This window comes from Gracilibacillus salinarum (assembly GCF_022919575.1).
Classification (GTDB): domain Bacteria; phylum Bacillota; class Bacilli; order Bacillales; family Amphibacillaceae; genus Gracilibacillus; species Gracilibacillus salinarum.
Genome location: NZ_CP095071.1, coordinates 165,896 through 190,608, shown reverse-complemented (window position 1 = coordinate 190,608; position 24,713 = coordinate 165,896). Strand labels below are relative to the sequence as shown.

Genomic DNA, 24,713 nt, shown 5'->3' with positions numbered 1-24,713 from the left:
AGATCCTTCTCAAAAATCAGTATCACCAATCAGGAGGTTTTTATGCATCATCCATCATTTACCATGAAGAGAATTTCAGACCATTTTATTAAACTCTTTTTGCAATCTTTTGATGATTTTTTTCTCTAATCTGGAAATGTAGGACTGTGAGATTCCAAGCATATCCGCTACATCTTTCTGCGTCATTTCTTCTTCTTTGTCCACTAGCCCGAAACGCAATTCCATAATTTGCCGTTCACGACCATTTAATTGATCTAATGCTTTTCGCAATAAAGATTTATCTATACTCTGTTCTAAGTCTTTAAATGTCACATCTTCATCCGTACCAAGTACGTCTGATAACAGCAATTCATTGCCGTCCCAGTCAACGTTCAAAGGTTCATCAAAAGAAACCTCTGTTTTTATTTTATTATTTTTTCTGAGGTACATCAGAATCTCATTTTCAATACATCTTGATGCGTATGTTGCCAGCTTGATCTTTTTCTCAGGATTAAATGTATTGATTGCTTTTATTAAACCGATTGTTCCAATACTGATGAGATCCTCAATATTGATACCGGTATTTTCAAACTTTCTGGCAATATAAACAACAAGACGTAAGTTTCGTTCAATCAGCATTGCTCGGGCAGCTTTGTCACCTACCGGAAGCCGATTAATTAACTCAAATTCTTCTTCTTTCGACAATGGTGGCGGTAATGCTTCGCTTCCCCCGATATAATAAATTTCGTCAACTTTAAACCCTAGCTTCTTTAAAATTTTGTAAAAAATCATTTTATATTTTTGTTGTACGATTTGCATTCCTTCCACTCCTTATCGATATAATGTCACCCTGTCTGTTGAAATAATTTAGGGTGTAATAAACAATGATAACTGTCATCTGATACCAAATTGCCAAATTGTATTCCTATTAGCACCTTTTTACTAGTCAGTTGAAGATCCTTCATATGTATGTTCAAAAGGTCTGGTTTAAAGGCCAGCATAAAATCCTGGCTTCCACTGACACCTTGAAATGGTAATAGTCTAAATCCTTCATTTTGAAATTCATTACTTTCACCTCCTAGCAATTGTTGATAGGAAGTCCGAAGCTGTGCAATTTGCGCCTCTGTATACCAATGTCGTAAGATTGTCTCATCCACAATGATCACTGGTGTTTGGGTAAAGGGATCAACTAAATGGTTTCCACTGTCCAAATAACCGGTCGTTTCTACAATTTTTTGTTTCCAGTCAATTGAGACAGTATAATAAAACTCCTGTTCAAACTGTTGCATTTTGTGCTTGTCCATTCGGAGCTTTGTAAAAAACAACACAATAGGAAAACCAATTAATACAAATAACGCATGTATTTGACCTGCCTCCACTCCTTGACTAGTCAGATTTCCTTCTTGATAAAATAAAAAATGAATGGCAAATAAGCCACCGCCTATCGAAAAAGTCATAAAATAAAAGGTACATAATAACTTTAAATAGACAGCGACATTTCGAAATCCAAACGCTACACAAACCATTAGCATAGAATGCATGACTTTGAAATACCAGGCGTCTATCGGGAATGTTGGTGCGATGAAAGATAACGGTACAATAATGGATCCAAATAAGCTCGCTAATAAAAGACGATACCATTTGGTCATGTGTCTGGTAATGGACTGGGTAAGCAAAAGGATCATCCAGTCAATCATAATATTGATAAGCCAAATGACTTCGATATAAACTGTCACCATGTCCTCCCTTTCCCAACAAACTTAACAAGCATTTCTTGTCTACTAAGTATAAAGAAAGAAAGGAAAGAAGTCTGTCACAGTTTGTATGCAAAAATCATCTAGTTTTAAGAAAATTTGATTGATATTGTTGAAAGTGAGAAATAGCAGGAAGGCAGTTAGTTGTCATCATTGTGAAAACAAGGCTTCATGTACGGAACAGGTTCGCGTAAAAAGTATGTCGATGCTATATGAGGAAACTTTTAACAAAGTTAACAGCAGAGATTACATAATTCTATGTCAAGTGGAACTGTTTAACAATATGGCTACTTTGAAATGTATTTCGTGCGTAGCAAAGCTCCGGAAATAGGCTGTGGGCACGGATTCTGCTAGGCTACTACTTGAATAGCAACTGTGCTAACTTGTGTAGAGGAAGTTTACATCGAAGCGAAACTAGAAGACACAGGAACAGACCAAGTGGATCTTCAGCTCGCGCTGAGGCATGAGGAGTCTCCGCCTATTTCCTACGCTTAAGGGAGTGCTACAACGCTCGAAATAGCTATAAGTAGTGGTGTTGGCATTATAAATCATCGAAATGGTGGCTATTCTATGCAGATAGCGGTTCATATCCTTCTTACTACATCAGTTGTAGAGCAAACATCCTAGCGTAGGCCAACCACGTAGACTCCCGCGGGACAGCCGTGCCCCGCAGGACGCGAAGTGATTGGACGGAGCGGTACCCAAGCAGTTTAAACATTTCAAAATTACCGTACTGCTAAGCAGTTAACATAATCCATATTATAGAAACTCAATTTCATGTTCCATAAATTACTGCTGTGACTGCACTTTTATACTTTTCTTTTCTTGACTGCTAAAAAAACTGCCAATAGATGGCAGTTTTTTAGATTATCTTCTTCTGTTACGATTTCTTAGGAATGTTGGGATATCCAACGTGTCTTCTTCTTGTTTTGGTCTTGATGCAGAAGACGTTGGTGCTGGTTCTTGTTGTGGTTTTTCTGGTTGTTGTTGTTTAGGTTGTTGCTTTTCTCTTTTTTGCGGACCTGACTGTAAGCCGGATCTTGGTTTGTTTTGAGCATTTTTAATTTGTGTTTCATCAAATCCAGTTGCAATAACCGTTACTACAATTTCGTCTTTTAAGTCTTCATTAATCACAGAACCAAAAATAACATTTACTTCCTGGTCTGCTGCAGATGTCACGATATCCGCTGCCTCTTGTACTTCATAAAGGCTTAAATTAGCTCCACCTGTAATATTCATCAGAACGCCATGCGCCCCATCAATTGATGTTTCAAGCAATGGAGAAGAGATGGCCTTCTTCGCAGCTTCAGCGGCTCGGCTTTCACCTGTTGCGATACCGATACCCATTAATGCTGAACCTTTATCAGCCATAATGGTCTTCACATCGGCAAAGTCGACGTTAATTAAACCAGGTGTTGCAATTAAATCAGAGATACCCTGTACACCTTGACGCAAGACATTATCCGCTTCACGGAACGCTTCTAACATCGGTGTGTTTTTATCAATAATTTCTAACAATCGATCATTCGGAATAACGATCAATGTATCTACACTGCTTTTTAATCCATCAATTCCTGACACTGCCTGCGTAGCACGCTTTCTACCTTCGAAGGTAAACGGGCGTGTAACAACGCCAACGGTTAAGGCACCCAGCTCTTTTGCAACAGAAGCGATAACTGGAGCAGCACCAGTTCCGGTACCTCCGCCCATACCAGCAGTAACAAATACCATATCTGAACCTTTTAGAATTTCTTCAATCTGTTCTTTGCTCTCTTCCGCTGCTTTTCTACCTACTTCTGGATTGGCGCCTGCGCCTAATCCTCTAGTTAATTTCGTTCCAATTTGCATTTTTACTTCAGCTTTTGACAAGTTCAGTGCCTGTGCGTCGGTGTTTACAGCTATAAATTCCACACCTTGTACACCATGTTCTATCATTCGGTTTACAGCGTTGCTTCCGCCACCGCCGACACCGATTACTTTTATCGTAGCTAGCTGATCCATATTCGTATCAAAGTCTAACATGCCATTTCCTCCTATTTTGCAAGATTAATAGTCTGTATGTTTCCACGTGTGAAAAGATAGTCCTTCTTAATCAAAGAAATATTTGAAAAAGTTTGCTATTTTAGGCTCTTTCTTCTCTTTTGGCTGTCGTTGTTTCTGAGGTTTTGCCTGCGCCCGGTTCGGTTTTTCTTTTTGAACAGGCTTTTCTTCCATTTCTTGTTCTGTTACTGCATTTGAAAACTGTTTCCCTTGTATTTTCGCATTCTTGTAGGCAAATTTCAAGATACCAATTCCTGCAGTGAATTGAGGCTCACGAACCCCAATATAATCAGGTATCGCAATTCTTACATTACTTTGATAAATATCCTGCGCTAATTCAGCTGTACCAGGCATACTCATTGATCCGCCAGTAAGTACTAAACCTCCTGGGATCTCATCATATCCCATTTTTTGAATTTCTCTAGCACTGTAAACCAGAATCTCTTCTAGTCTAGCTTCAATAATTTCAGCTAAATCTACTTGATTAAATGTTTGTCTTTGATTACTGCCAATGATATTGACATCAAAGATTTCTTCATCATTCGCATCTTGGAAAAATGCATGACCATGATCAAGTTTAATATCTTCAGCTTCTTCTGAGGTTGTCCGTAACCCAATGGATAGATCCTTCGTAATATTGTATCCGCCAAGAGGTATAACACTTGTAGCCGCTAATCCATCGTCTTCAAATACAGATACTGTTGTACTTCCTCCGCCGATATCCAGTAAGGCGACTCCTAGACTTTTTTCGTCTTGTGATAATGCAACTTCACCAGTTGCCAAAGGCTGCAAGCAAATATCCATAATTTTTAATCCGGCTTTTTCTACACACTTCAAAATATTATGCAACATGGTTTTGGAGCAAGTAATGATAGTACCTTCCATTTCTAAGCGAACACCAATCATTCCTCTAGGATCACGGATCTCGTCAAGCCCGTCCACAATAAATTGTTTCGGAATAACATCGACAATTTCGCGCTCTGGCGGAATAGACATAACCTGTGCCGCATCCATAACCCGATGAATATCTTCTTCTGCAATTTCTTTACTATCACTGGAGACCGCAACTACACCATGGCATCTTTGTAATTGCACATGATTGCCGTTAATACCTACAATTACTTGATCAATATGTATATCTACCATACGTTCCGCCTGTTCGACGGCTGTACGGATCGAATGTACAGTTTCGTCTATGTCTACTATAGCTCCTTTTTTCATACCTAGTGACTTGGCTGTTCCTACACCAATTACATTAAGTGAATCTCCTACTATTTCGCCGATAATCACTTTTATTTTTGATGTACCTATATCCAAGCTGACTAGAATTTCACCGTTATCCATAAGGCACCTCCTAATTCTATGCATTAAACTACGTATCTCTTCATATAATAAACTGTATTAAACACTATTATAATAAAAAAAACAACAATTTTACACGTATAAGTGAAAATTTAGCAGAAAAATTTCATTTCTGGTCTTTTGCATGTTTTTTTTGCTGTTTGTATTCATCATATTTGCTAAGTAACAACCGGCGAATGATGGCCAAATTTTGAAACAAGCGGACACCAAATGCAAATATAGCTGCCAGATAAAGATCAATTCCCAACTGAACACCTATAAAAGCAAGTAAGGCTGCCAACGAGACATTAAAGAAAAATCCGGTAATGAATACTTGCTGATCAAATTTTCGATCCAATTGCGCTCTGATTCCACCAAATAATGTATCTAACGCAGCCAATACAGCAATGGATAAATAATTTGAATAGGCTTGAGGTATGGACACATTAGTCATAAAGCCCAATACTAAGCCAATTATTAAAAACAGTCCCGGTAGCCACATTACTTTTCATCCTCTTTCGTTACATCCGTGTCCTTCAGTTCGTCAACGTTTAATGGACCATCGTATTTTGTGATCGTAATCGAATCTTTTTCTATCATATTGATTGTAACATTTTCTAAAGCAAAATAGTCTGCAATTTCACTAACTTCAATATGATTAATCACACGGTCTGGTTCATTTGCCAATAATTTGATTTGTACAGGCAAATCTCCAATTGAAGTATTGTTTACATAGACATTGCCATTGACGTCCCGGATCGGCGTTAAGCTGATAATCCGCTGATCATCAATAGCTATTTCTTTTACACCAGCTGCATTCAGTTCATTAATCAACAATTGAATCAATTCCGCGTTTAATTTTGGGTATTCCTGATATTCTTCATCTAAGAACATTGGCTCTAATGTAATCTGAACCCCTTTACCTTCCACTTCTGTTAAACCAGCTTTCTTGCGCAAATCATTGATTGATTCTTTCAATGATTCAATCTGTTGAAGCTGTGTTTGATCTTCATAATCACTTAGCATATTTTGTGCTTCTGCAATTTCCTGATAGAGGTTTTGTTGCGTTATTTGTTCTTCTTGTATGGCTGTTCGAATTTCCCAACTGTCTCTTGTATCACGCTCTGCTGGTTGCTGATGGGTATTGAACAGTATGGCAACCATAAAACCGATAAGCAAACAAATAAAACTGATGGTTACATATTGTTTGGAAATTAACTTTTTCATCATGTTCATATATCCTTCGCTTGCATTTCTATATCAGATTTTTTTTCAATCGTCACTTCGATATTATCTTGCACGAGTTGATCTATTACACCGTTTTTCAGGTTTAAGCTGACATCCAAAATGTCCTGATCACCTATAGCCGAAATAACGAATGGAGCGGGATAAGCATTACCATCAACAGAAATCACCGGTCCAATACACGTAATATAACTGTTGCGGTATATCCGCTGACCATTTATGGCTACAGCTTTTGCACCAGCACTAAACAGTTCGTTTACTGTCTGGTGAATATGTCTGTCATGTACAATATATTGGTTCGCATGATCTTCACTTGGAATATAGCTGGCGTCCTTTAATGTCACCATAATACCATCCCCTGTGACAGCTAACTCACCAGTTAGTTTTTGCAGGGTGGTTTTCGTTTCAACCAGTTGTTTCAAGTCATCCGTACCTTCCCCTATTTCCTGCTCCATTTCCTTGACTGCCTGCCTTGTTTGATACAACTCAGTACGAAGCTGTTTGTTCGATTCTTCCATTTCAATTAATTGCTTACGATAATAATAATCTCTTTCCCAATCCTGATCATTCACTTGAACAATCTCTGCGGATGACTTCGTTTGCTGATAACTAAATGTAATCAGAAATCCTAATACTAAAAAGACGAATGCAAATATTACTGGATTACTCTTCATTACCCTCTATTTCTTCCTCCTCTTTCTTATCGACCTCATAAGGTGTAAATACGGCCCCACTCTGGTCAATCTTAATCACGCCTTCCTTCTCTGGGTCCAGCTGACTGACAATCGATGGATAACTTTCTAAATTAGAGGATAAATTTCGGATAGAAGACTCCACCTCCTGACCATCTGTCATATAAAGTTTAATTTTGTATGGATTAGAATCAGAAGGTACCCAAGTTACTTCAGAAATTAACACCGCTACATAAGGTGACGTACTAGCCAGCTCTTCCGATAATTCCTGAAGATAGTGATCGTCCGAAAATCCTTTTAGAACCGGTACATCACCTTTAATATCAGACCAGTTAACCGAATCTAACAAATCCCCGTTCTCTAACAAAGGATAAAGGTTGTCCTCCATTTGTGCATAAGCCACATGGTTTAATTCATTCACATTCATCACAATGGTATTAGGAAAGGACTTCGACACATCCACCGATTTTATTTGTGGGTGTGTTATAATATTTTCTTCTAAATCTTTTGTATGTACGCCCCAAAAATTAGCATTGTCCTCGATACCACTCTGATTAATAATTACATCGTCATCAATCCATTGAGCCCCTTCAACCGAAATATGCTTCACATTACTCATAGGAGATTGCAGATAAATGACGATAAAGATTAATAGAAAAAAGATAAGCAAATAAAAAATCAATTTTCTATTTGCTTTTTTTCGACGATCTTGTTTCAATTTTGGAATACGATCTTCAATCGAAACGACTCTTTTCTGTCCCATATATATACTTCCTTTACTTTTAAATCAATATACTGCCAAAAATATACTCGCTTTGTTCTAGTATATCACACTCTAACCTATTCGAGCATCATCCAAATAGCCCATGTTTACTGGCGATATTTACTAATGTTAATTAATATGCCAACTGAACATAGTGTTAGTGTTAAAGATGATCCTCCATAGCTTAAGAAGGGCAATGTAATCCCAGTTACTGGAATGAGGCCAATAACAACACTAATGTTAATCATCACCTGAATGGCAATCATCCCTACTATACCTATAGCAAGCAATCTTGCAAATAAATCAGGGGCATGAATCGCAACTAGTATTCCACGCCAGATAAACAGAAAGAACAATAAAATAACAAAACTAGCTCCAAGAAAACCTAATTCTTCTGCAATAACAGCAAATATAAAATCATTGTGCGGTTCTGGTAAATAAAAATATTTTTGCAGGCTGTTACCAAAACCTACTCCTAGTAATCCTCCTGGTCCAATCGCATAGAGTGATTGAATTATTTGAAATCCGGTTCCTAACGGGTCTTCCCACGGATCAAGAAAGGCAGTAATTCGATTAATCCGATACGGTGCCGAAATGATCAGCAGCATAAATCCGATAAAACCAAATCCCGCTAAGAATACAAAATGGATGATCCTAGCTCCTGCTACAAAGATTAACAGAAAACATGTCAGGAGAAAAACCATACCTGTCCCAAGGTCTGGCTGCAGCATAATAAATAGAAAAACAAGCATAGTTAATGCTAATGGCGGTACAAATCCTTTTTTAAACTCCGTAATCTTGTCCTGATGATTAACGAGATAACCACTTAAAAACATGATCATACCAAGTTTGATGAATTCCGCCGGTTGAATACTGAATGCTCCTACTCCTATCCAGCTTCTCGCTCCCCCTCTAACCAATCCGACCCCTGGAATCAGTACAGCAACCAAGAGAATAAAACAGCCTATAAAAATCCATTTGCGGTATTTAATCCATTGAAAATAAGGAATCTGAGAGACAAACCACATCGCAGCAATACCTACTCCCGCAAATAACAGCTGCCGTTTCAAAAAATAATATGTGTCACCAAATTTATACTCCGCCCATATAGACGAGGCACTATATACCATAATAGTCCCCACAGTAAGTATCAACAGAATAAAGAAGATTAATAGATAATCTGGTTTTCGATGTTTTACCATTGCTTCCACAAAAAAACCCCCAAATTCGTTTAGAATTAGGGGCTGTTGCGTGATACGTGCTGGTTATAATAGACAAGCCCCTATTATAACTTATGCACAGAATCGATAAACATGTTGCCTCTTTCTTCAAAGGTTTTATATTGATCCCAGCTCGCACAAGCGGGGGACAACAAAATGATGTCACCTTTTTCCGATAGCTGATAGGCTTGTTGAACGGCTTCTTCCATCGTTGTCACAATTTGAATTTGTTCTACATCTGCCGCCTTACCTGCGCGAGTTAACTTCTCACTTGTCTCTCCAAACAAGACCATTCCCTTGACATTGGACATATGTGGAATTAACTCATCAAATTCATTTCCACGATCAAGGCCACCCGCTAATAGAATCACAGGTTGGCTAAATGCGTTTAAAGCTTTCGAAGTAGCTAATATATTGGTAGCTTTCGAATCATTATAACAAAGCCTGCCATTAACTTCTTCAACAAATTGCAAGCGATGGGACACGCCGGTAAAACTACCAAGCACTGCTTGTATGGTAAGATTAGAAATCCCTTCAATCTTTGCTACGGCAACTGCAGCCAGAATATTTTCGAGGTTGTGTGCCCCTACCAATGCAATTGCATCGATATCCATGACTTTTTCTTGCTTGAAATAAATCGCACCATCTTTACAATATGCGCCAGTCGTGAGCTGGGCTTCACGGCTAAAAGGCACAAGTGTAGAAGCTGCAGGTTTGACCATCTGCTTAATGCGGGGATCATCAGCATTATAGACGAGATAGTCCTGTTCCGTTTGATTTTTAAAAATAGTTGCTTTCGCATTTTGATAATGTTCGATTGTATGGTGATAATCGAGATGTGCTTCAAAAAGATTTAGTAAAACAGCAATCCTTGGTTTGAAACGGTCAACGCCTAATAACTGAAAAGATGATAACTCAATGATCATCTTTTCATTTTCCTCCATGCCTTCTGCTACTTCTGAAGCAACATGGCCTATATTCCCTGCAAGACTTGCTGGAAGTTCCGCCCGTTTAAACATCTCATAAATTAATGTTGTAGTGGTTGTTTTTCCGTTAGATCCGGTGATACCCACTACTTGATCAATTCCGAAATAAGCAATTAATTCAATTTCCGTCAATATCGGCAAGTCTTTGTGCAACGCTTCTTTGATCAGAACATTCTCATAAGGAATACCCGGGTTTTTGATCACAGCATCTACATCATCTAATACAGACAGTGGGTGTTCTCCTACGATAACTCCTATACCAAGATCTCTAATTTGACGGACATTATCATCATCTTCCGGCGTTTTTAAATCATTGACGATAACACCAATTCCATTGCGATGTAATAATTTCGCTACTGCTGTTCCACTTTTTGCCAGACCTAATATTAACACTCTTTGATAAGGAAATGCTTTTAACTCATTCATGTTGACAACACCTCAATGTAAATGCCTAATATCGCGAACAATATACCCACAGCCCAGAACGTTGTGACGACACGCCATTCTGACCAGCCTTTTAATTCATAATGATGATGAAGTGGACTCATCAGGAAGATCCGCTTCCCTCTTGTTTTAAATGATATAACCTGAATAATAACGGATAATGTTTCTAAAACAAAGACACCACCAATAATCACTAGCAGGATTTCCATTTTCAATAAGATAGCGATCGCTGCAATAGCACCACCTAATGCTAAGGAGCCAGTATCACCCATAAATACCTTAGCGGGATGCGCGTTAAAGACAAGAAAACCTAAAAGTGCACCAACTACGGCAAGACTGAATAGGGTGATCGTTAAATCAGGAATTCCGTACCAAGCTAAAATAGCAAATGCGCCAAAAGCTATTGCAGCTGTCCCTGCTAACAAACCGTCTAGTCCATCAGTCAAGTTAACAGCATTAGATGATCCTACCAGCATGACTACAATAAAAATCGGATAAAACCAGCCGAGCTCGAGCGCCATATCCGTTCCTGGTAACGATATTGTAGTGGCAAAGTCCTCTCTCAATAATACGATATAAAAAATAACCGAAATAACAAGCTGACCGAGCAGTTTTTGCTTGGATGTTAATCCTAAATTCCGTTTCAAAACGACTTTAATAAAATCATCGAGGAAACCTAACAGACCAAATCCGATTAATACTAATAATAATAGAAAAATTTCGTAGCCGAGCACACCATTATTCACACGAAGTACAACGAAAATAGTCGTAATCGTAATACTTAAAATAATCATTACGCCCCCCATTGTTGGCGTTCCTGACTTCTTCTGGTGTGATTTCGGCCCTTCTTCTCTGATACTTTGACCAAATTTCAATCTCCTCAGAAAAGGAATCAATATCGGGGATAGCAGAACAGTGATCAAAAATGCGATCGCTACTGTAATTAAAAATGTATATTCATTCATCCATGTTCTCTCCAATCTTCTATCCAGCTGTTACGTTTATTACTCGCTTAAATATTTTTTTGCAACTTGTTCGTCGTCAAAATCTAACACTTGATCACCGACGATCTGATAAGTCTCATGACCTTTACCCGCGATGAGGACGACATCTTTATCATTAGCTTGTTCGATCGCCTGTTTAATTGCTGTTTCTCTGTCTGGAACAATTTGATAATTAGTATAAGTTAGATTATCAATCATATCATCAAGAATTGCCTGAGGTGCTTCAGAGCGCGGATTATCCGCAGTAAAAATGGCATTATCAGCATACTTACATGCCACTTCAGCCATTAATGGTCTCTTTCTTCTGTCGCGGTCCCCACCACATCCAACTACTACATAAATGGTTCCTTCGCAAAAACGCTTAATGGTAGTTAATACATTCTCAAGTGAATCTGGAGTATGAGCATAATCGACAATCACACCGAAGTCTCCACTGTGTTCCACTGGTTGAAAACGTCCTTTAACACCTGAAGTAGCATGTAACACTTCTTGTATTGTAACTAAATCAATACCTGCTGCGTAACTCGCCGCTGCTGCAGCTAATAAATTATACACACTGAACATCCCCATCAGCTTGCTTTCGACTTGCACGTCACCTTCCGGGGTTTTCATAGTAAAAGAAACACCACTAGCCATCAATTTTACATTGACAGCTTGAAAAGTGGTATTATTCTTAACTCCATACGTTAATACCGATTGAGCTGTTGCATTCTTCAAGAACGTAGCATTGGCATCATCTTCATTGATGATAGCATATTTTGGCTGCTTTTCATCAAATGTATTACCCAACTGTGAAAATAATAAACTTTTGGCATGCAGATAGCTTTCCATTGATTCGTGATAATCAAGGTGATCCTGACTTAAATTAGTAAAAACAGCAATATTAAAATCTACGCCGTGAACTCTTCCTAAGTCCAGTGCATGCGACGAAACTTCCATCGTACAAACATCGATGGCTTGATCGACCATTTTCTGAAAACTGTCTTGCAAGAATAACGCATCTGGCGTCGTATTTTTCACTTCATATTCCATCTTATCAATGGTCATCTTAATTGTACCAATCAGCGCTGTTTTCTTAGCAGCCCGTTGCTGAATTTCATCAATGATATGGGTTACCGATGTTTTTCCATTTGTTCCTGTTACACCGATGACGTTCATACGCTTAGATGGATGCTGATAGAAAGCATTCGCTAATTGAGCAAGTGCTCTGGATGTATCCGGTACAATCACTACAGGTACGGAAACATTTAATTGTCTTTCTGCTACAATCAGCTTTGCTCCACTTTCTACAGCTGCTTCAGCATACTCATGTCCATCTTGGGTATAGCCTTTAATACATACAAATAATGCGTCCGTTGTGATTCGTCTGTTGTCCATTTCCAATTGTTTGATTTCAATTGATTCTATATTGTTCGTGCAAGTATAGTCTGGTAAGACGTTGATTAATTGTTTGGCATTCATTGTGTCACCTTTTCTTTTTACTTATTATCATTTTCAACTATATTATTATAGCAGAGAGACAAGTTCTTTACGATCAATCTTTTTAACTATTTATTTCCTAAAACGATGCGAATCTTACTTCCTTCTTCTACTTTTTCTCCTGCTTCAGGTGATTGATCAATAATATAGTCCCCTTCACCGACGGCATCAACTTCAAGAGAAAGTAAATATTCTTGCAATTCACTTTTCTTTAACCCGACTAAATCAGGAATTTCTACGGGGGATGATTCCGGCCATTGGTACTCTTTTTCGATACCATCTTCTTGTTTCTCAACACCTAATGCACGTAAGCTGTCATCGATAATCGTTCCAACTATCGGTGCCGCTACTACACCACCGAATTGAACAGTATCCTTAGGGTTATCGACTGCTACATATACGACTATTTCCGGATCATTCGCTGGTGCAAAGCCTATGAAAGAAACGATATGGTTATTTTCCATATACTGACCATTTTCACCAACTTTTTGTGCTGTACCTGTCTTTCCTCCGACACGATATCCATCCACATAAGCACTGCGCCCAGTACCTTGAGCTACAACTGATTCGAGTGCTTCTCTCACTTCTTTAGACGTCTCAGATGAGATAACACGATTCTTCAACACCGGTTCCGATTCTTTTACCGCCTCACCAGTTATCGGATCTAGAAACGCCTTCGCTACATATGGTTCATATAAATAGCCACCATTTACAGCAGCAGAGACTGCCATTACTTGCTGAATCGGCGTTACCGAAACCCCTTGCCCAAAAGCTGTGGTTGCTAATTCAACCGGCCCTACATTATCGACATCAAATAAAATACCGGATGCCTCTCCCTGTAGATCTATCCCTGTTTTTTCCCCAAAGCCGAATTGATCAATATAGGAAAATAATCGTTCTTTTCCTAGTTTCTGACCCATCACAATAAATCCTGGGTTACAAGAGTTCTGCACTACTTCTAAAAATGTTTGCTCACCATGACCACCGCTTTTCCAACAGTGAAGATGGGTACCCCCTACTTCAATATCACCATCATCATGATAATGGTCATTTTCCAAATCAACAAGCTTTTCTTCCAGTGCCGCTGCTAATGTAATTATCTTAAAGGTCGATCCAGGCTCATACGTACTCCAAATTGGCAAATTGCGATTATAAACTTCTGCACTAATTTCCTGATAATTTGCCGGGTCAAAGGTTGGTCTTGAAGACATGCCTAAAATACTGCCATCTTTTGGATTTACAGCAATTGCAATTGCCCCATCTGGATTATATTTTTCCTCTGCAATATCCAGCTCCCGTTCGATAATTGTTTGCACGCGGCTGTCTATCGTTAATTGCAGGTCATAACCATCCGTAGGTGGCGTATATTTATCGGCCATTTTTGTCATTCTTTTTCCCTTTGCATCACTATAGAAAGAAAGACTGCCTTCTGTTCCGCTTAACATATCATCATAGGTTAACTCTAATCCAGTTAATCCCTGATTATCAATACCACTAAACCCTAATACATGTGATAAATAAGCACCATTGGGATAATGCCTGACCGAATCTTCAGCCACATATACCCCTTCTAAATCCAATGTCTGAACGGCGGTTGCTTTTTCTTCTGATATTTTTCGTCCTTCTGGCTTTAAAATGACAATTCGTTCATTCTGTTGGACAGCAGCTAGTACATCTTCACTGGACATGCCGAGTACTTTTGCCAATGCTTGTGCTGTACGGTCAGGATCTGTTATTTGTCTTGGTACAAGCATGACAGTCGGAGCTGAAACATTTTCGGCCAACACTTCTTCATTTCGATCGACAATTTTTCCCCGTTCCGGTTCAAATACGATATCTCTGCTCCATAACTCATCAGCCTGAGCAATTAAAAAATCAGACCAGATAAATTGTACATACCCCAATCTGCCAAGGATAATCCCCATCACCACAAAAACAATAAGAAACACAGCGACTATTCGACGTTGTACCATAATATTGGTTACCCGTTTCATGACATTACTCCTTTATACGCAAGAAACTGTTTGTCCCAATATATGTTTTTAAACGGATGAATAGAACACTGTGTCTGTTGTTACTCTTCTTCGTTTGTCTCTTCCGGTTGGCTGGATCCTTGTGGCTGTTCAAGTTCCACCATCACATAATCCCCTTCATTTAAGGCAGCACCTTTTTCAATACTTTGCTTGGTGACATAGCCGTCGCCAACCCACTCCACATCTAAATTCAGAAAGTCTCTAAACGCTAATACTTCTCTGAATGCCCAATCTGTCATATCTGGCATAGTTAAGTTATCCGTAGCAACAAAAACGGTCTGTCTCGAAGTTAGTTTCGTTCCTGGTTCCAGGTTGACTTTTGCTACCTTGTCGCCATCTCCAATGACTATTGGATCGATTCCTAACTCTTTCAGTTTAGACACATAGTTTTCTGTACTGCTTCCTTCCCACTCAGGGATTTCTACTACTTTAACTGGTTCAGATGCCTTTTTATCCGGGGCAATGTTTAAGTATTTTAAACTGTTTTCCATCACGTTTTTAAAAACGAAGGAAACAGGTGCTGAACCTGACTCTGTATCTTTCAGCTTCGGTTCTTTGACCGAAACATACATGATCAGTTCTGGATCATCTGCGGGAGCCATTCCTAAGAATGAAAAGATATAGCCATCTCTTCCTGTTTTATATTTACCAGTCTCTGAATCTACGAAGTTAGCAGTCCCTGTTTTACCAGCAACTGTATAATCACTTAGATTATAAATATTGTGTCCAGTCCCTTTCTCAGAAGTAATGACTGTTTCCAATACGTCCAAAGTCTGTTGGGCTGTATCTGCTGAGATAGGCTGCCCTACCACTTCCGGTTCATTCTGAGAAATTACTTCTTTGGTATCATGGTCAACGGTCCTATCAATGATATATGGCTTGAGCATTTTACCATCATTGGCAATAGCTGTAGCTGCCTTCATTAGTTGGATTGGTGTAAACGTAGAACCTTGACCATATGATACTGATACTTGTTCACTCGGATAATCATAAACTAAACGACCAATTGCCTCTCCTGGTAAGTCAATACCCGTTTTCTTATCAAAATCAAAGGCCTGCAGATCCTCCAGGAATTTTCCCGGTCCGATTTTCTCAAAAGCTAGTTTCGCTGCCGCAACATTAGATGACCGTTGGATTCCTTCTAAATAAGTAATCTCGCCCCAACCTCGGTCACCATTGTGATCACCAATTACTTTATCAGAACCTTCTGCTTTATAGGTACCGGATTTATACTTTTCTTTTGGATTCCATACCCCTTCTTCAATAGCCGATGCTAGTGTGAAAACTTTCATCGTAGACCCTGGTTCAATAGGTGTGGCAATCACATCATTATACCAGTTACCCACTTCACCTAGATCATTCGGGTTATATGTTGGTCTGTTACTCATTGCCATCACTTCACCGGTTTTTGCATTCATCACAACGGCTGTCATGCGTGATGGTTCATATTCTTCCTCTACTTGGGACATAGCGTCCTCGAGCAACGTTTGTACTTTCTGATCAAGTGTTAAATAGACATCATCACCATTTTCAGGCTGATTAATGACTTCTTTTGGGTTTAATAGTTTCATATTGAAATTATCTCGTTGATAGGAAATCGATCCTGCTTTTCCTGTTAAACGATCATTCATTAACCCTTCGATACCATTTATCCCTACAATCTGGTCTTCCTTCTTATCCGTCAATCCAATCGTGTGTGAAGCAAATACACCATTTGGATAATAGCGGATCGGCTCCTCAATAAAATTAAGCCCCGGGAGCTTTAATGCTTCAATTTCTTCTTTTTGCTCTTGATTAAGTTCTCTTGATTGCTGACCAAATTCCACTTGAAACTTGTCATTTTCTACACCGCTGTTTAATCGATCTTTAATATCCTGCTTATCCATGTCTAAGATTGATGCAAGCTTTTCGGCAGTTTTATCAATATCCTTGACATGTTTAGGAGTTGCTGGATTTGTAGTATAGCTTTCATCGACAATTGCATATAACCGGTAAACAACATGTTCCTGTGCCAGTGCCATGCCATTTCGGTCATAGATTGTACCACGTGTCGCCGGAATACTGTATTGATTGGTCCTTTTTTCATCAGCAAGTTCCTGTATCGACACGCCACTTACTTCACCAGCAATTTCGATATATAAGAATCTACCTGCAATAATGAGAAACAGCAACGAAAAAATGATCATCCATACGGTTGGCATGAGTTTTGTTGTTTTACTTTTCATTTACAAACACCTAATCTGTCACTTCACTAGCTTGTTTTACTTGTGTGTTTCCTACTTTCAAACCATGTTCTTTTGCATTTGCGATGATGCGTTGTGGTTGACTTAACTCTTTCACTTTATAGGTTAAATTGGCATTATGTACGCTTTGCTCTTCGATCTGTGTATTGAGCGTATCAATATTTCGATTTAATTGATCAAGAGAAGAACTATAAGTAACAATGTAAGTAGAGAAGCTAAGAGTGATGGCTGCAAACAGAATATACATAAACTTTTCTCCACGTGTTACCCAACGCTTTTGTACTTTTACCTTTTTTCTTACAACATTCGGTTGATGAACCGGATGTTGTACTTGTTCTTGCGAATGAAAGACTCTTGCGTGTTGACTACTCATCGTTTTTCCACCCTTCTAATGATTATTTTCTTCTTTATCTTCTTTTACTTTTTCAACTATTCTAAGTTTCGCTGATCTCGAACGTCTGTTTTCATCGAGTTCCTCTTGTGAAGGTAACAATGGTTTTCTGTTCACCAGTTTAAATGCCGGTTGAAATTCCTCAGGTATAATCGGAATGTTCTTCGGAACTTCTTTACTTGAGCTCCATTTTTTAAAAGTTTGTTTACAAATACGGTCCTCTAAAGAATGGAAAGTAATAACAGAAATTCTACCTCCTATTGATAAGAGGTTGCCTGCCTGGTTCAAGGCATCTTCAAATACTTGCAATTCATCATTTACTGCGATTCGGATAGCTTGAAAAATACGTTTGGCAGGATGTCCGCCCTTTCTTCGGGCAGGAGCCGGTATAGCTTCTTTGATTATCTCGACTAATTCGTAAGTTGTTTTGATCGGGGATTCCATACGGTGAGCTTCTATTTTACGTGCAATTTGCTTCGAAAATTTTTCTTCACCATATTGAAAGAAAATCCTTACTAAATCTCCATATGACCAATGATTGACAACGTCATATGCTGATATATCACCACTTTGATTCATACGCATATCTAACGGTGCATCATGTTGATAACTAAAACCTCGTTCACCTCGATCTAGTTGTGGCGAGGAGACTCCTAAATCAAACAGCACGCCATCGACTCGATCAATCTGCAATTGCTGCAATTCTTCTTCCAAATAGCGAAAATTCTGTTGCACAAACGTAATCTTATCTTGATATTCGCTCAGTCTGTCTTTTGCAGCTGTTATGGCGTCCTCATCCTGGTCAAATGCAATCAAACGCCCAGCATCACTTAGTTGCTTTACTATGTATTCAGAGTGGCCGCCGCCACCTAAAGTACAATCCACGTAAATACCGTTCGGATCAACATTAAGACCATTGACGGTTTCTTCTTTTAATACCGTATAATGTCCAAACATGGAGTTACTCCTCTCTTGGTGTCTTATAAATCAAAATCCATCATGTTTTCTGCAATTTCAGCAAACGATTCTTCTGATACATCGACAAATTCATTCCATTTTTCTTCTGCCCAGAACTCTACTCGGTTAGATACACCGATTACTGCACATTCCTTTTCAATACCTGCATACTTACGTAATGGGGCAGGTATATTTATTCTTCCCTGCTTGTCCAGTTCACATTCAACTGCACCTGAAAAGAAAAATCTGGTGAATGCACGGGCATCTTTTTTCGTTAATGGTAATTTTTTGAGTTTTTCTTCAAGCTGGTGCCATTCGTCCATCGGGTATGCAAACAAACATTGATCTAAACCACGGGTAACAACAAATTGATCTCCCAGATTCTCTCTGAACTTGGAAGGAACAATAATACGCCCTTTTGTATCAATGTTATGCTGATATTCTCCCATGAACATACCATAGCACCCACCTTCTATCCTTATCCTACCACATTCCCCACTTTCCTCCACTAAAACTTCAAAAAAATAACCATTTTTTAAGAAAGCGCGTGATATCACGGTTTACAGCGGCCTTTGCCACATCATTCGATAACCAATTCACACGGTTTTTTCCTAGAAAAATAGGGTTCCGATTAAGAAAAAGTGACGAAAGTGGTGGGAAGTGGTACATGTGGAATAAGATACTCGGTAGCACAAATTTACAGCAAACGGGCCTCAATTAGAAAACCCTGGAATAACCCGCCCCGTCCTAATTAATTTTTACAAACACCTATAATATGGATTATGTAAACTAGCGGCTTAGTGGTGATTTTGAAATATTATGTATGGTATGATACCGCTCCGCTGATGTATAGCTCGACAGCTAGGATATGAAGCATTATCTGCAAGATTCACAGCATAATTGATGAAATACATTGCCTAGCACAACTTCTATTTGCTGTTACATACGTTGTAGCACTTCCCTAAAGCGCAGGAAATAGGCGGAGGCTCCCGTGGAATCAGCGCGAGCTGAAGATCCATTTAGTTTGTGCCTGTGTCCGCAAGTATCGCTTCGAAGTGAGCTTCCTCGGCACAAGGCAGCAAAGATGCTGTTCATATAGTAGCCTGCCCACAGGAGGCGGAGCCTATTTCTGGACCTTTACAAAAGCAGATAAGATATATCAAAATGACCATTCTGATATACAGCCTAAGTTAACATAATCCATATTATAAAAACCTACTTTCCTATTTAGCGTGATTACTTCTATGAGTGTACGTATATACTTTCTTTTCTTATAAAAAAAGACAATCGGCTTTTTCACCGATTGTCTTATTGTTTATACATATACGATATAATGTTGTTCTTTCCAATCAAAAGGATAATGATTAATTTCATGAAGCCAATCGAATCCGTTCTGATTGATGAAATAGATAATATTCCACATTCGCTCTTGCAGCCCACCTTCTGGTTTTAAATGAAGCTGGATATAATCAAATTCTTGCAAGTTAAATTGATGTTTTTTGGACAGCTCTTGATTCAACCTATTTGTTAATTCGTCCACTCGATTTAATAGTAACTGCTCATTTTTTTCTGCGTATTGCTGTACATCGTTGGACATTGCCTTTGCAGCACCTTGAATTGGCTGATGCCCTTGCGAGATCATTTGCTTCAATTGTTCTGTCATTTCCGTAATGGGCACATGCTGCTGAGCAGCTAACCAATTTTGTTTGTAGGACTGTACTCCTCCATTAATCGCAGAAGTTGTAGCAATATTATATTTTTTAAGCAGCTTCTCAACACGTTCTTCTACTAAAGTCAATGACACTCTCGGCAGTACCGGAGGCATGGTTAGAGAAATGCTGTGAAAAGCTTTTTTCAATAACGACCAGTATGCTGCTTCACTTGGACCCGCAAAAAAAGCCAACGTAGGGAAAACCATTTCCTGCATCAAGGGTCTCGTCACGACATTGTTGCTCAATCGTTCTGGTTCTTTTTCCGCTATGTGCAATAATTGTTCCGTTGAATACTTACATTCTCCGTTTTTTCCAACCCATATATCTTCATCAGCTTTCTGCAAAAGGACTCTGTCGCCACGCTCTACAATAAACAAATGCGCGTCTTGCTCACCTGTATCCACGCTTACATGATAGCCTTGCGCTCTCATCGATTGTAACGAATGATATGCATAGCGACTTATGTCTTTCTGATTATTTATAATATCTTGAAAGTACGGAGTTTCTAACTTTCGCAATTTCGGATTCCCCGAATCAACCAGTATAATGCCAGTATCCTCAAATAATTCATGTATAAAAGATGCGAAAAAATCAACAAATGTTAGTGATTGATCAAGTTTATACTCCAGGCTCTGGTAAAGCTTTTTCGTATAGGCGGTTTCACGAAGGGCTCTGAATGTAGTTTTTAACCAGTCTCGCGCAGTTTCTTTGTCAAGCGTACGACTTGATACCGAGACTTTCTCGTTCAAAGGATTAGCAATCGGGAATTTATGTAATTTCGTTGCTTCTGGCAAAAACAAATGATTAACCTCATCAAAATCATGATCTTCACCGGCAATCCAGAACACGGGTAACACTGGAACATTCAATTGTTCTTCTTGTTCTTTGGCAAACGCTACTATCGATATGATCTTATTGATGGTATATAAAGGTCCTGTTAGTATCCCTGCTTGCTGTCCACCAATGACCACAACACTTTCTGGATCTTTTAGCTTTTCTATGTTCTGACTTGTTAAAGCAGATGCAGACCATGCGTGGTTCATATCCTTTAACAAGTCAGAAAGAACCTCTCTTTGAAATGAACGTTCCTTCAAGTCAACGAGACGTTGTCCGTATACATTATTATCATACGGATTATAATCAAAATGATCTAATAATTCTTTCACACCATTTTGATAATCAGATATAAATTTATTTTGAAAATCGAGTCTATGGGATTCGATGCGCATTACTGAACTGCTCCTTTATTTATCAATATATACAATAGTAATCCACTAGTATTGTACATAAAGCAAGCGATAAAAGCACATAATTTGTTTATGACCTAGGACAGATCAATAAATACGACACTAATTTGATAAAATAAACCATAACAGATAGATATGATATGTAAGACGAAAAATAATAAAAAAGTCGACTTCCAAAATCGTTTACAAACTTGACGAAAGACAATATCCGTATATTTTCTCCAATGAATAAAGACACATATCATCAGAATAGCGATAAGAATAAGTGCTATGTATGCGATAGGATTCACTGAAAAAATAGAATAAACAATAGCTGCAACAGAACCAACATATAAGATGGTGGTTGAATCAATTGCAAAATGAAAGGAGAATTTCCGTTTTTTAACTAGCCTGTAGGTCAATAAGTATACAAACAAAGTTATGGCCGTGGGCAATGTTACCATTAATGCAAATAAATAATAAAAGCCTTCCACCAAAATCACCCCTTTCGACTCAGTACCCGCGCAATTTTCTGTTACTTTTGGTTTGTTCCTTTATATTATATAGGACTTTTTCACTCATGCAAGCCCCTATATGAAAATTCTCTTTATAATGTGCTGTATCCTATTTCCCGATTAACGAGGTATTAAAACTAGTGTTATGGAACAAAGGGGCAAGCGCCCGTTTAGAGACGTAGCGAGTGGAGCGAATCAACTGAGATAAAGGAATCACGGTGAGCTTGCGAATCGATGATGACTTATCGTAGGGCGATTTCGCGAAGTCGCCTAGTCTCTGGGCGTTGGAGCCGGACGTGGCCGTTTCTGTCAGCGAACATCATATAGCCCAAAATTTATACTTTCTTGACTCATAAGAAAAGCCAGGCAAAACCCGCCCGGTCCCAATCGAAATAAATTATATACAACTACCTATAATATGGACTAGATAAACTTAGGCTGTATATCAGAATGGTCATTTTGATATCGTTTATCTGCTTAGCAAAGCTCCGGAAATAGGCTCCGCGTCCTGTGGGCACGGCTTCAGCTAGGCTAATACTTGAAAAGCTTCTTTGCTGCCTTGCGCCGAGGAAGCCCACTTCGAAGCGATACTTGCAGACACAGGCACAAATATAATGGATCTTCAGCTCGCGCTGATTCCACGGGAGTCTCCGCCTATTTCCTACGCTAAAGGGAAGTACTACAACGTTCGGAACAGCTAGAAGCAATGGTTCTAGGCATTATGTTATTCAAAAGCTGATATTTATTGTGCATTCAATATTCTAGCAATTCCAGAATTTGTAGAGCCAAAATCCTAGCGTAGGCCAACCACGGAGACTCCCGCGGGATCAGGCAGGTGCTGGAGATCCACAACGTCTGCACCTGCGTCTACTAGTAACACTTCGAAGTAGGCTTCCTCGGTGCAAGGCAGCAGAGAAGTGATTCTTGTAGTAGCCTAGCTTCAGCCGTGCCCCGCAGGACGTGGACCTCCCCCTGTCAAGTAAACAACTAAAATAATAAAAGACTAAGCTACTGTATTTTCAAAACATTCCATCGGGGTATAACCATTTAATGTTAGTTGTAAACGTTCATAATTGTAAAAGTGAATATACTCCATAATGGCTTGTACTAATTGAGAAAAGGTTTGATATTCTTGTTGATGTAGATAATATTTTTCGCATTTTAATGAACTCCAAAAGCCCTCCATCGGTCCATTATCAATACATTTCCCTGGACGCGACATACTATGTTGTAGTCCTGCATTCTCCACGATTCGTTTAAATCCATACGAGGTATATTGTACGCCTCGATCCGTGTGAATGAGAGGGTGCTCGCCGTCTGATAACTCGTTTAAAGCCTCAATCAACGTATCAAATACCAATTCATTGTTATTCGCTCTTCTTATCTTAAATGCCACAATTCGGTTTTCGTTTAAATCTAATATGGCGCTTAAATAAGCTTTGTTCCCTTTTCCGTACTTAAATTCTGTCACATCTGTTAACCATTTCTCATTCGGCTTATCTGCGTGAAACTCGCGATTTAAGATATTCGCTGCTGTGTGCTCAGGTCTTGATGGTATATAGGATCTGGTTTTTCGTCGTATAACTGCTTTTATCCCTTCAATATCCATTAATCGATAGATACGCTTGTGATTGATCGGATGCTCAAATTTTCTTTTTAACTCGCTAGTCATTCGCAGATAACCAATTGCTTGATCCCATTCATCGTACAACTTACGTATCTCTTGTAACAATTCTCGATTAAACTGATCTTCCTCTGTATCTTCTCGGATTAGCCACCTGTGATAGGCACCACGATTAACCCCTGCCACCTCACACAATAGACAAATCGAAAAGGCCGTTTCTTTTTGTAGTTGTTGAATCACCTGATAGAGATGCTCATGACGTACTCTAGTTATCGTCGTGACCACCTCCTCTCCTAGCTCGTCCCACTTTTTTAAGAAAGCCACCTCTGCACGCAATCTTTCATTTTCCTTATCTTTTTCTCGATTTTCACGCTTTAGTTTCTCCTCTTTCGTTAAATCAGCCCATGATTTTGGTTTTCCACGTCGATCCTGAAGTCCATCCCAGCCTTTAGCTTCAAATTTCCGTATCCATTGATATACCTGTTGATAAGAAACACCATACATGTCAGCGGTGTATTGGTAATCCTTATCATGATATAACGCAAATTTCACGATTTCAATGCGTTCTGTCATCGCTGTTGGTCGTCTTTTAACCGTCATAGAGAATCCCCTTTCTTCAGCACGTGCTTGTCTCTCCCTATACCGATTATACTTTTTCAACCAATTCCTTAAAACCGATGCATCTGATATATCATGCATTTCTGTCACTTCTCGAACTGAATAGTTCCCAGATAAATAATCTCGGATGGCTTTACGTTTCCGTTCCTTCGAATAATATTGAATCTCGCCTTGTTTATTTAAACCTTGTTTTCCTTCTTTTTCTACGATTTTGGCCCATTTCTTAACGGTAGAATGATGCACACCGTATTTTTTCGTCATCTTCTCCAACACACGGCCTTCATTTTTATATTCTTGAACCACTTTCCATTTGAATTCTGTTGAATAATATGGACGTCCCACAATTTGTTTCCTCCCTTTAACAGTTTATTTTTTTTATTTAAGCTGTCTACCCTAAAGGGAGGTTATCAACGCGAAGTGGTTGGACGGAGCGGTATTCTAGCACAT

Annotated in this window: 20 protein-coding genes; all 20 read right to left on the bottom strand. The window is 39.0% G+C overall.

Going from position 1 to position 24,713, the window contains the following annotated elements; genetic code table 11:
* Positions 1-75: 75 nt before the first annotated feature.
* The 20 genes from sigE to MUN87_RS00800 all read right to left on the bottom strand — a co-directional run bounded on the left by sigE (position 76) and on the right by MUN87_RS00800 (position 24,608).
* Complete coding sequence (sigE, locus tag MUN87_RS00895) at positions 76-798, bottom strand: RNA polymerase sporulation sigma factor SigE (RefSeq protein WP_244744886.1); 723 nt, start codon at positions 796-798, stop codon at positions 76-78.
* Positions 799-824: 26 nt separating this feature from the next.
* A complete protein-coding gene (gene spoIIGA / locus MUN87_RS00890; protein ID WP_244744873.1) occupies positions 825-1,718 on the bottom strand; it encodes a sigma-E processing peptidase SpoIIGA in 894 nt (297 codons plus the stop codon).
* A gap of 882 nt (positions 1,719-2,600) precedes the next feature.
* A complete protein-coding gene (gene ftsZ / locus MUN87_RS00885) occupies positions 2,601-3,755 on the bottom strand; it encodes a cell division protein FtsZ (protein WP_244744864.1) in 1,155 nt (384 codons plus the stop codon).
* 66 nt (positions 3,756-3,821) lie between these two features.
* Positions 3,822-5,117 (bottom strand): cell division protein FtsA, encoded by a 1,296-nt coding sequence (ftsA, locus tag MUN87_RS00880; RefSeq protein WP_244744848.1) that lies wholly within the window; start codon positions 5,115-5,117, stop codon positions 3,822-3,824.
* A gap of 124 nt (positions 5,118-5,241) precedes the next feature.
* The gene (locus MUN87_RS00875; RefSeq protein WP_244744846.1) at positions 5,242-5,616 is read right to left on the bottom strand and encodes a small basic family protein; all 375 of its coding nucleotides are present in this window, start codon (positions 5,614-5,616) and stop codon (positions 5,242-5,244) included.
* Positions 5,616-6,344, bottom strand: a complete 729-nt coding sequence (locus tag MUN87_RS00870) for a DUF881 domain-containing protein (protein WP_244744844.1) — start codon at positions 6,342-6,344, stop codon at positions 5,616-5,618. The genes MUN87_RS00875 and MUN87_RS00870 overlap by 1 nt, the downstream gene beginning before the upstream one ends.
* 2 nt (positions 6,345-6,346) lie before the next feature.
* Entirely contained in the window at positions 6,347-7,033 is a 687-nt protein-coding gene (locus MUN87_RS00865; RefSeq protein WP_244744842.1) for a DUF881 domain-containing protein, read from the bottom strand.
* A complete protein-coding gene (locus MUN87_RS00860; RefSeq protein ID WP_244744840.1) occupies positions 7,023-7,814 on the bottom strand; it encodes a cell division protein FtsQ/DivIB in 792 nt (263 codons plus the stop codon). The genes MUN87_RS00865 and MUN87_RS00860 overlap by 11 nt, the downstream gene beginning before the upstream one ends.
* A 107-nt stretch (positions 7,815-7,921) precedes the next feature.
* Positions 7,922-9,016, bottom strand: coding sequence for a stage V sporulation protein E (spoVE, locus tag MUN87_RS00855; RefSeq protein ID WP_244748063.1), 1,095 nt, complete (start codon positions 9,014-9,016; stop codon positions 7,922-7,924).
* Positions 9,017-9,099: 83 nt separating this feature from the next.
* Entirely contained in the window at positions 9,100-10,446 is a 1,347-nt protein-coding gene (murD, locus tag MUN87_RS00850) for a UDP-N-acetylmuramoyl-L-alanine--D-glutamate ligase (protein ID WP_244744838.1), read from the bottom strand.
* Positions 10,443-11,429, bottom strand: a complete 987-nt coding sequence (gene mraY / locus MUN87_RS00845; RefSeq protein WP_244744821.1) for a phospho-N-acetylmuramoyl-pentapeptide-transferase — start codon at positions 11,427-11,429, stop codon at positions 10,443-10,445. Before mraY ends, murD begins: the two co-directional genes overlap by 4 nt.
* 39 nt (positions 11,430-11,468) lie before the next feature.
* Complete coding sequence (locus MUN87_RS00840) at positions 11,469-12,929, bottom strand: UDP-N-acetylmuramoyl-L-alanyl-D-glutamate--2,6-diaminopimelate ligase (RefSeq protein ID WP_244744805.1); 1,461 nt, start codon at positions 12,927-12,929, stop codon at positions 11,469-11,471.
* 86 nt (positions 12,930-13,015) lie between these two features.
* Entirely contained in the window at positions 13,016-14,941 is a 1,926-nt protein-coding gene (locus tag MUN87_RS00835) for a stage V sporulation protein D (RefSeq protein ID WP_244744786.1), read from the bottom strand.
* A gap of 80 nt (positions 14,942-15,021) precedes the next feature.
* The gene (locus MUN87_RS00830; protein WP_244744784.1) at positions 15,022-17,205 is read right to left on the bottom strand and encodes a penicillin-binding protein; all 2,184 of its coding nucleotides are present in this window, start codon (positions 17,203-17,205) and stop codon (positions 15,022-15,024) included.
* A 10-nt stretch (positions 17,206-17,215) separates the two neighbouring features.
* On the bottom strand, positions 17,216-17,596 hold the full coding sequence (gene ftsL, locus MUN87_RS00825) for a cell division protein FtsL (protein ID WP_244744782.1): 381 nt from the start codon (positions 17,594-17,596) through the stop codon (positions 17,216-17,218).
* Between the two features lie 15 nt (positions 17,597-17,611).
* Positions 17,612-18,571: a 16S rRNA (cytosine(1402)-N(4))-methyltransferase RsmH gene (gene rsmH, locus MUN87_RS00820; protein ID WP_244744773.1), complete on the bottom strand. Its 960-nt coding sequence runs from the start codon at positions 18,569-18,571 to the stop codon at positions 17,612-17,614.
* 23 nt (positions 18,572-18,594) lie between these two features.
* Entirely contained in the window at positions 18,595-19,026 is a 432-nt protein-coding gene (mraZ, locus tag MUN87_RS00815) for a division/cell wall cluster transcriptional repressor MraZ (RefSeq protein ID WP_244744764.1), read from the bottom strand.
* Positions 19,027-19,886: 860 nt separating this feature from the next.
* Positions 19,887-21,512, bottom strand: coding sequence for a bacillithiol biosynthesis cysteine-adding enzyme BshC (gene bshC / locus MUN87_RS00810; protein ID WP_244744755.1), 1,626 nt, complete (start codon positions 21,510-21,512; stop codon positions 19,887-19,889).
* Positions 21,513-21,607: 95 nt separating this feature from the next.
* Complete coding sequence (locus MUN87_RS00805) at positions 21,608-22,003, bottom strand: DUF3397 domain-containing protein (RefSeq protein ID WP_244744744.1); 396 nt, start codon at positions 22,001-22,003, stop codon at positions 21,608-21,610.
* A gap of 1,024 nt (positions 22,004-23,027) precedes the next feature.
* Entirely contained in the window at positions 23,028-24,608 is a 1,581-nt protein-coding gene (locus tag MUN87_RS00800) for an IS3 family transposase (protein ID WP_244744742.1), read from the bottom strand.
* Positions 24,609-24,713 lie beyond the last annotated feature (105 nt).

Excerpts from the sequence above, each read along its gene's own strand:
- spoVE (WP_244748063.1), bottom strand. The coding sequence starts at position 9,016 with ATGGTAAAACATCGAAAACCAGATTATCTATTAATCTTCTTTATTCTG.
- spoIIGA (WP_244744873.1), bottom strand. The coding sequence starts at position 1,718 with ATGGTGACAGTTTATATCGAAGTCATTTGGCTTATCAATATTATGATT.
- ftsA (WP_244744848.1), bottom strand. The coding sequence starts at position 5,117 with ATGGATAACGGTGAAATTCTAGTCAGCTTGGATATAGGTACATCAAAA.
- bshC (WP_244744755.1), bottom strand. The coding sequence starts at position 21,512 with ATGCGCATCGAATCCCATAGACTCGATTTTCAAAATAAATTTATATCT.
- MUN87_RS00835 (WP_244744786.1), bottom strand. The coding sequence starts at position 14,941 with ATGAAACGGGTAACCAATATTATGGTACAACGTCGAATAGTCGCTGTG.
- MUN87_RS00830 (WP_244744784.1), bottom strand. The coding sequence starts at position 17,205 with ATGAAAAGTAAAACAACAAAACTCATGCCAACCGTATGGATGATCATT.
- MUN87_RS00875 (WP_244744846.1), bottom strand. The coding sequence starts at position 5,616 with ATGTGGCTACCGGGACTGTTTTTAATAATTGGCTTAGTATTGGGCTTT.
- ftsL (WP_244744782.1), bottom strand. The coding sequence starts at position 17,596 with ATGAGTAGTCAACACGCAAGAGTCTTTCATTCGCAAGAACAAGTACAA.
- mraZ (WP_244744764.1), bottom strand. The coding sequence starts at position 19,026 with ATGTTCATGGGAGAATATCAGCATAACATTGATACAAAAGGGCGTATT.
- sigE (WP_244744886.1), bottom strand. The coding sequence starts at position 798 with ATGCAAATCGTACAACAAAAATATAAAATGATTTTTTACAAAATTTTA.
- MUN87_RS00840 (WP_244744805.1), bottom strand. The coding sequence starts at position 12,929 with ATGAATGCCAAACAATTAATCAACGTCTTACCAGACTATACTTGCACG.
- MUN87_RS00860 (WP_244744840.1), bottom strand. The coding sequence starts at position 7,814 with ATGGGACAGAAAAGAGTCGTTTCGATTGAAGATCGTATTCCAAAATTG.
- mraY (WP_244744821.1), bottom strand. The coding sequence starts at position 11,429 with ATGAATGAATATACATTTTTAATTACAGTAGCGATCGCATTTTTGATC.
- murD (WP_244744838.1), bottom strand. The coding sequence starts at position 10,446 with ATGAATGAGTTAAAAGCATTTCCTTATCAAAGAGTGTTAATATTAGGT.
- MUN87_RS00870 (WP_244744844.1), bottom strand. The coding sequence starts at position 6,344 with ATGATGAAAAAGTTAATTTCCAAACAATATGTAACCATCAGTTTTATT.
- MUN87_RS00865 (WP_244744842.1), bottom strand. The coding sequence starts at position 7,033 with ATGAAGAGTAATCCAGTAATATTTGCATTCGTCTTTTTAGTATTAGGA.
- rsmH (WP_244744773.1), bottom strand. The coding sequence starts at position 18,571 with ATGTTTGGACATTATACGGTATTAAAAGAAGAAACCGTCAATGGTCTT.
- ftsZ (WP_244744864.1), bottom strand. The coding sequence starts at position 3,755 with ATGTTAGACTTTGATACGAATATGGATCAGCTAGCTACGATAAAAGTA.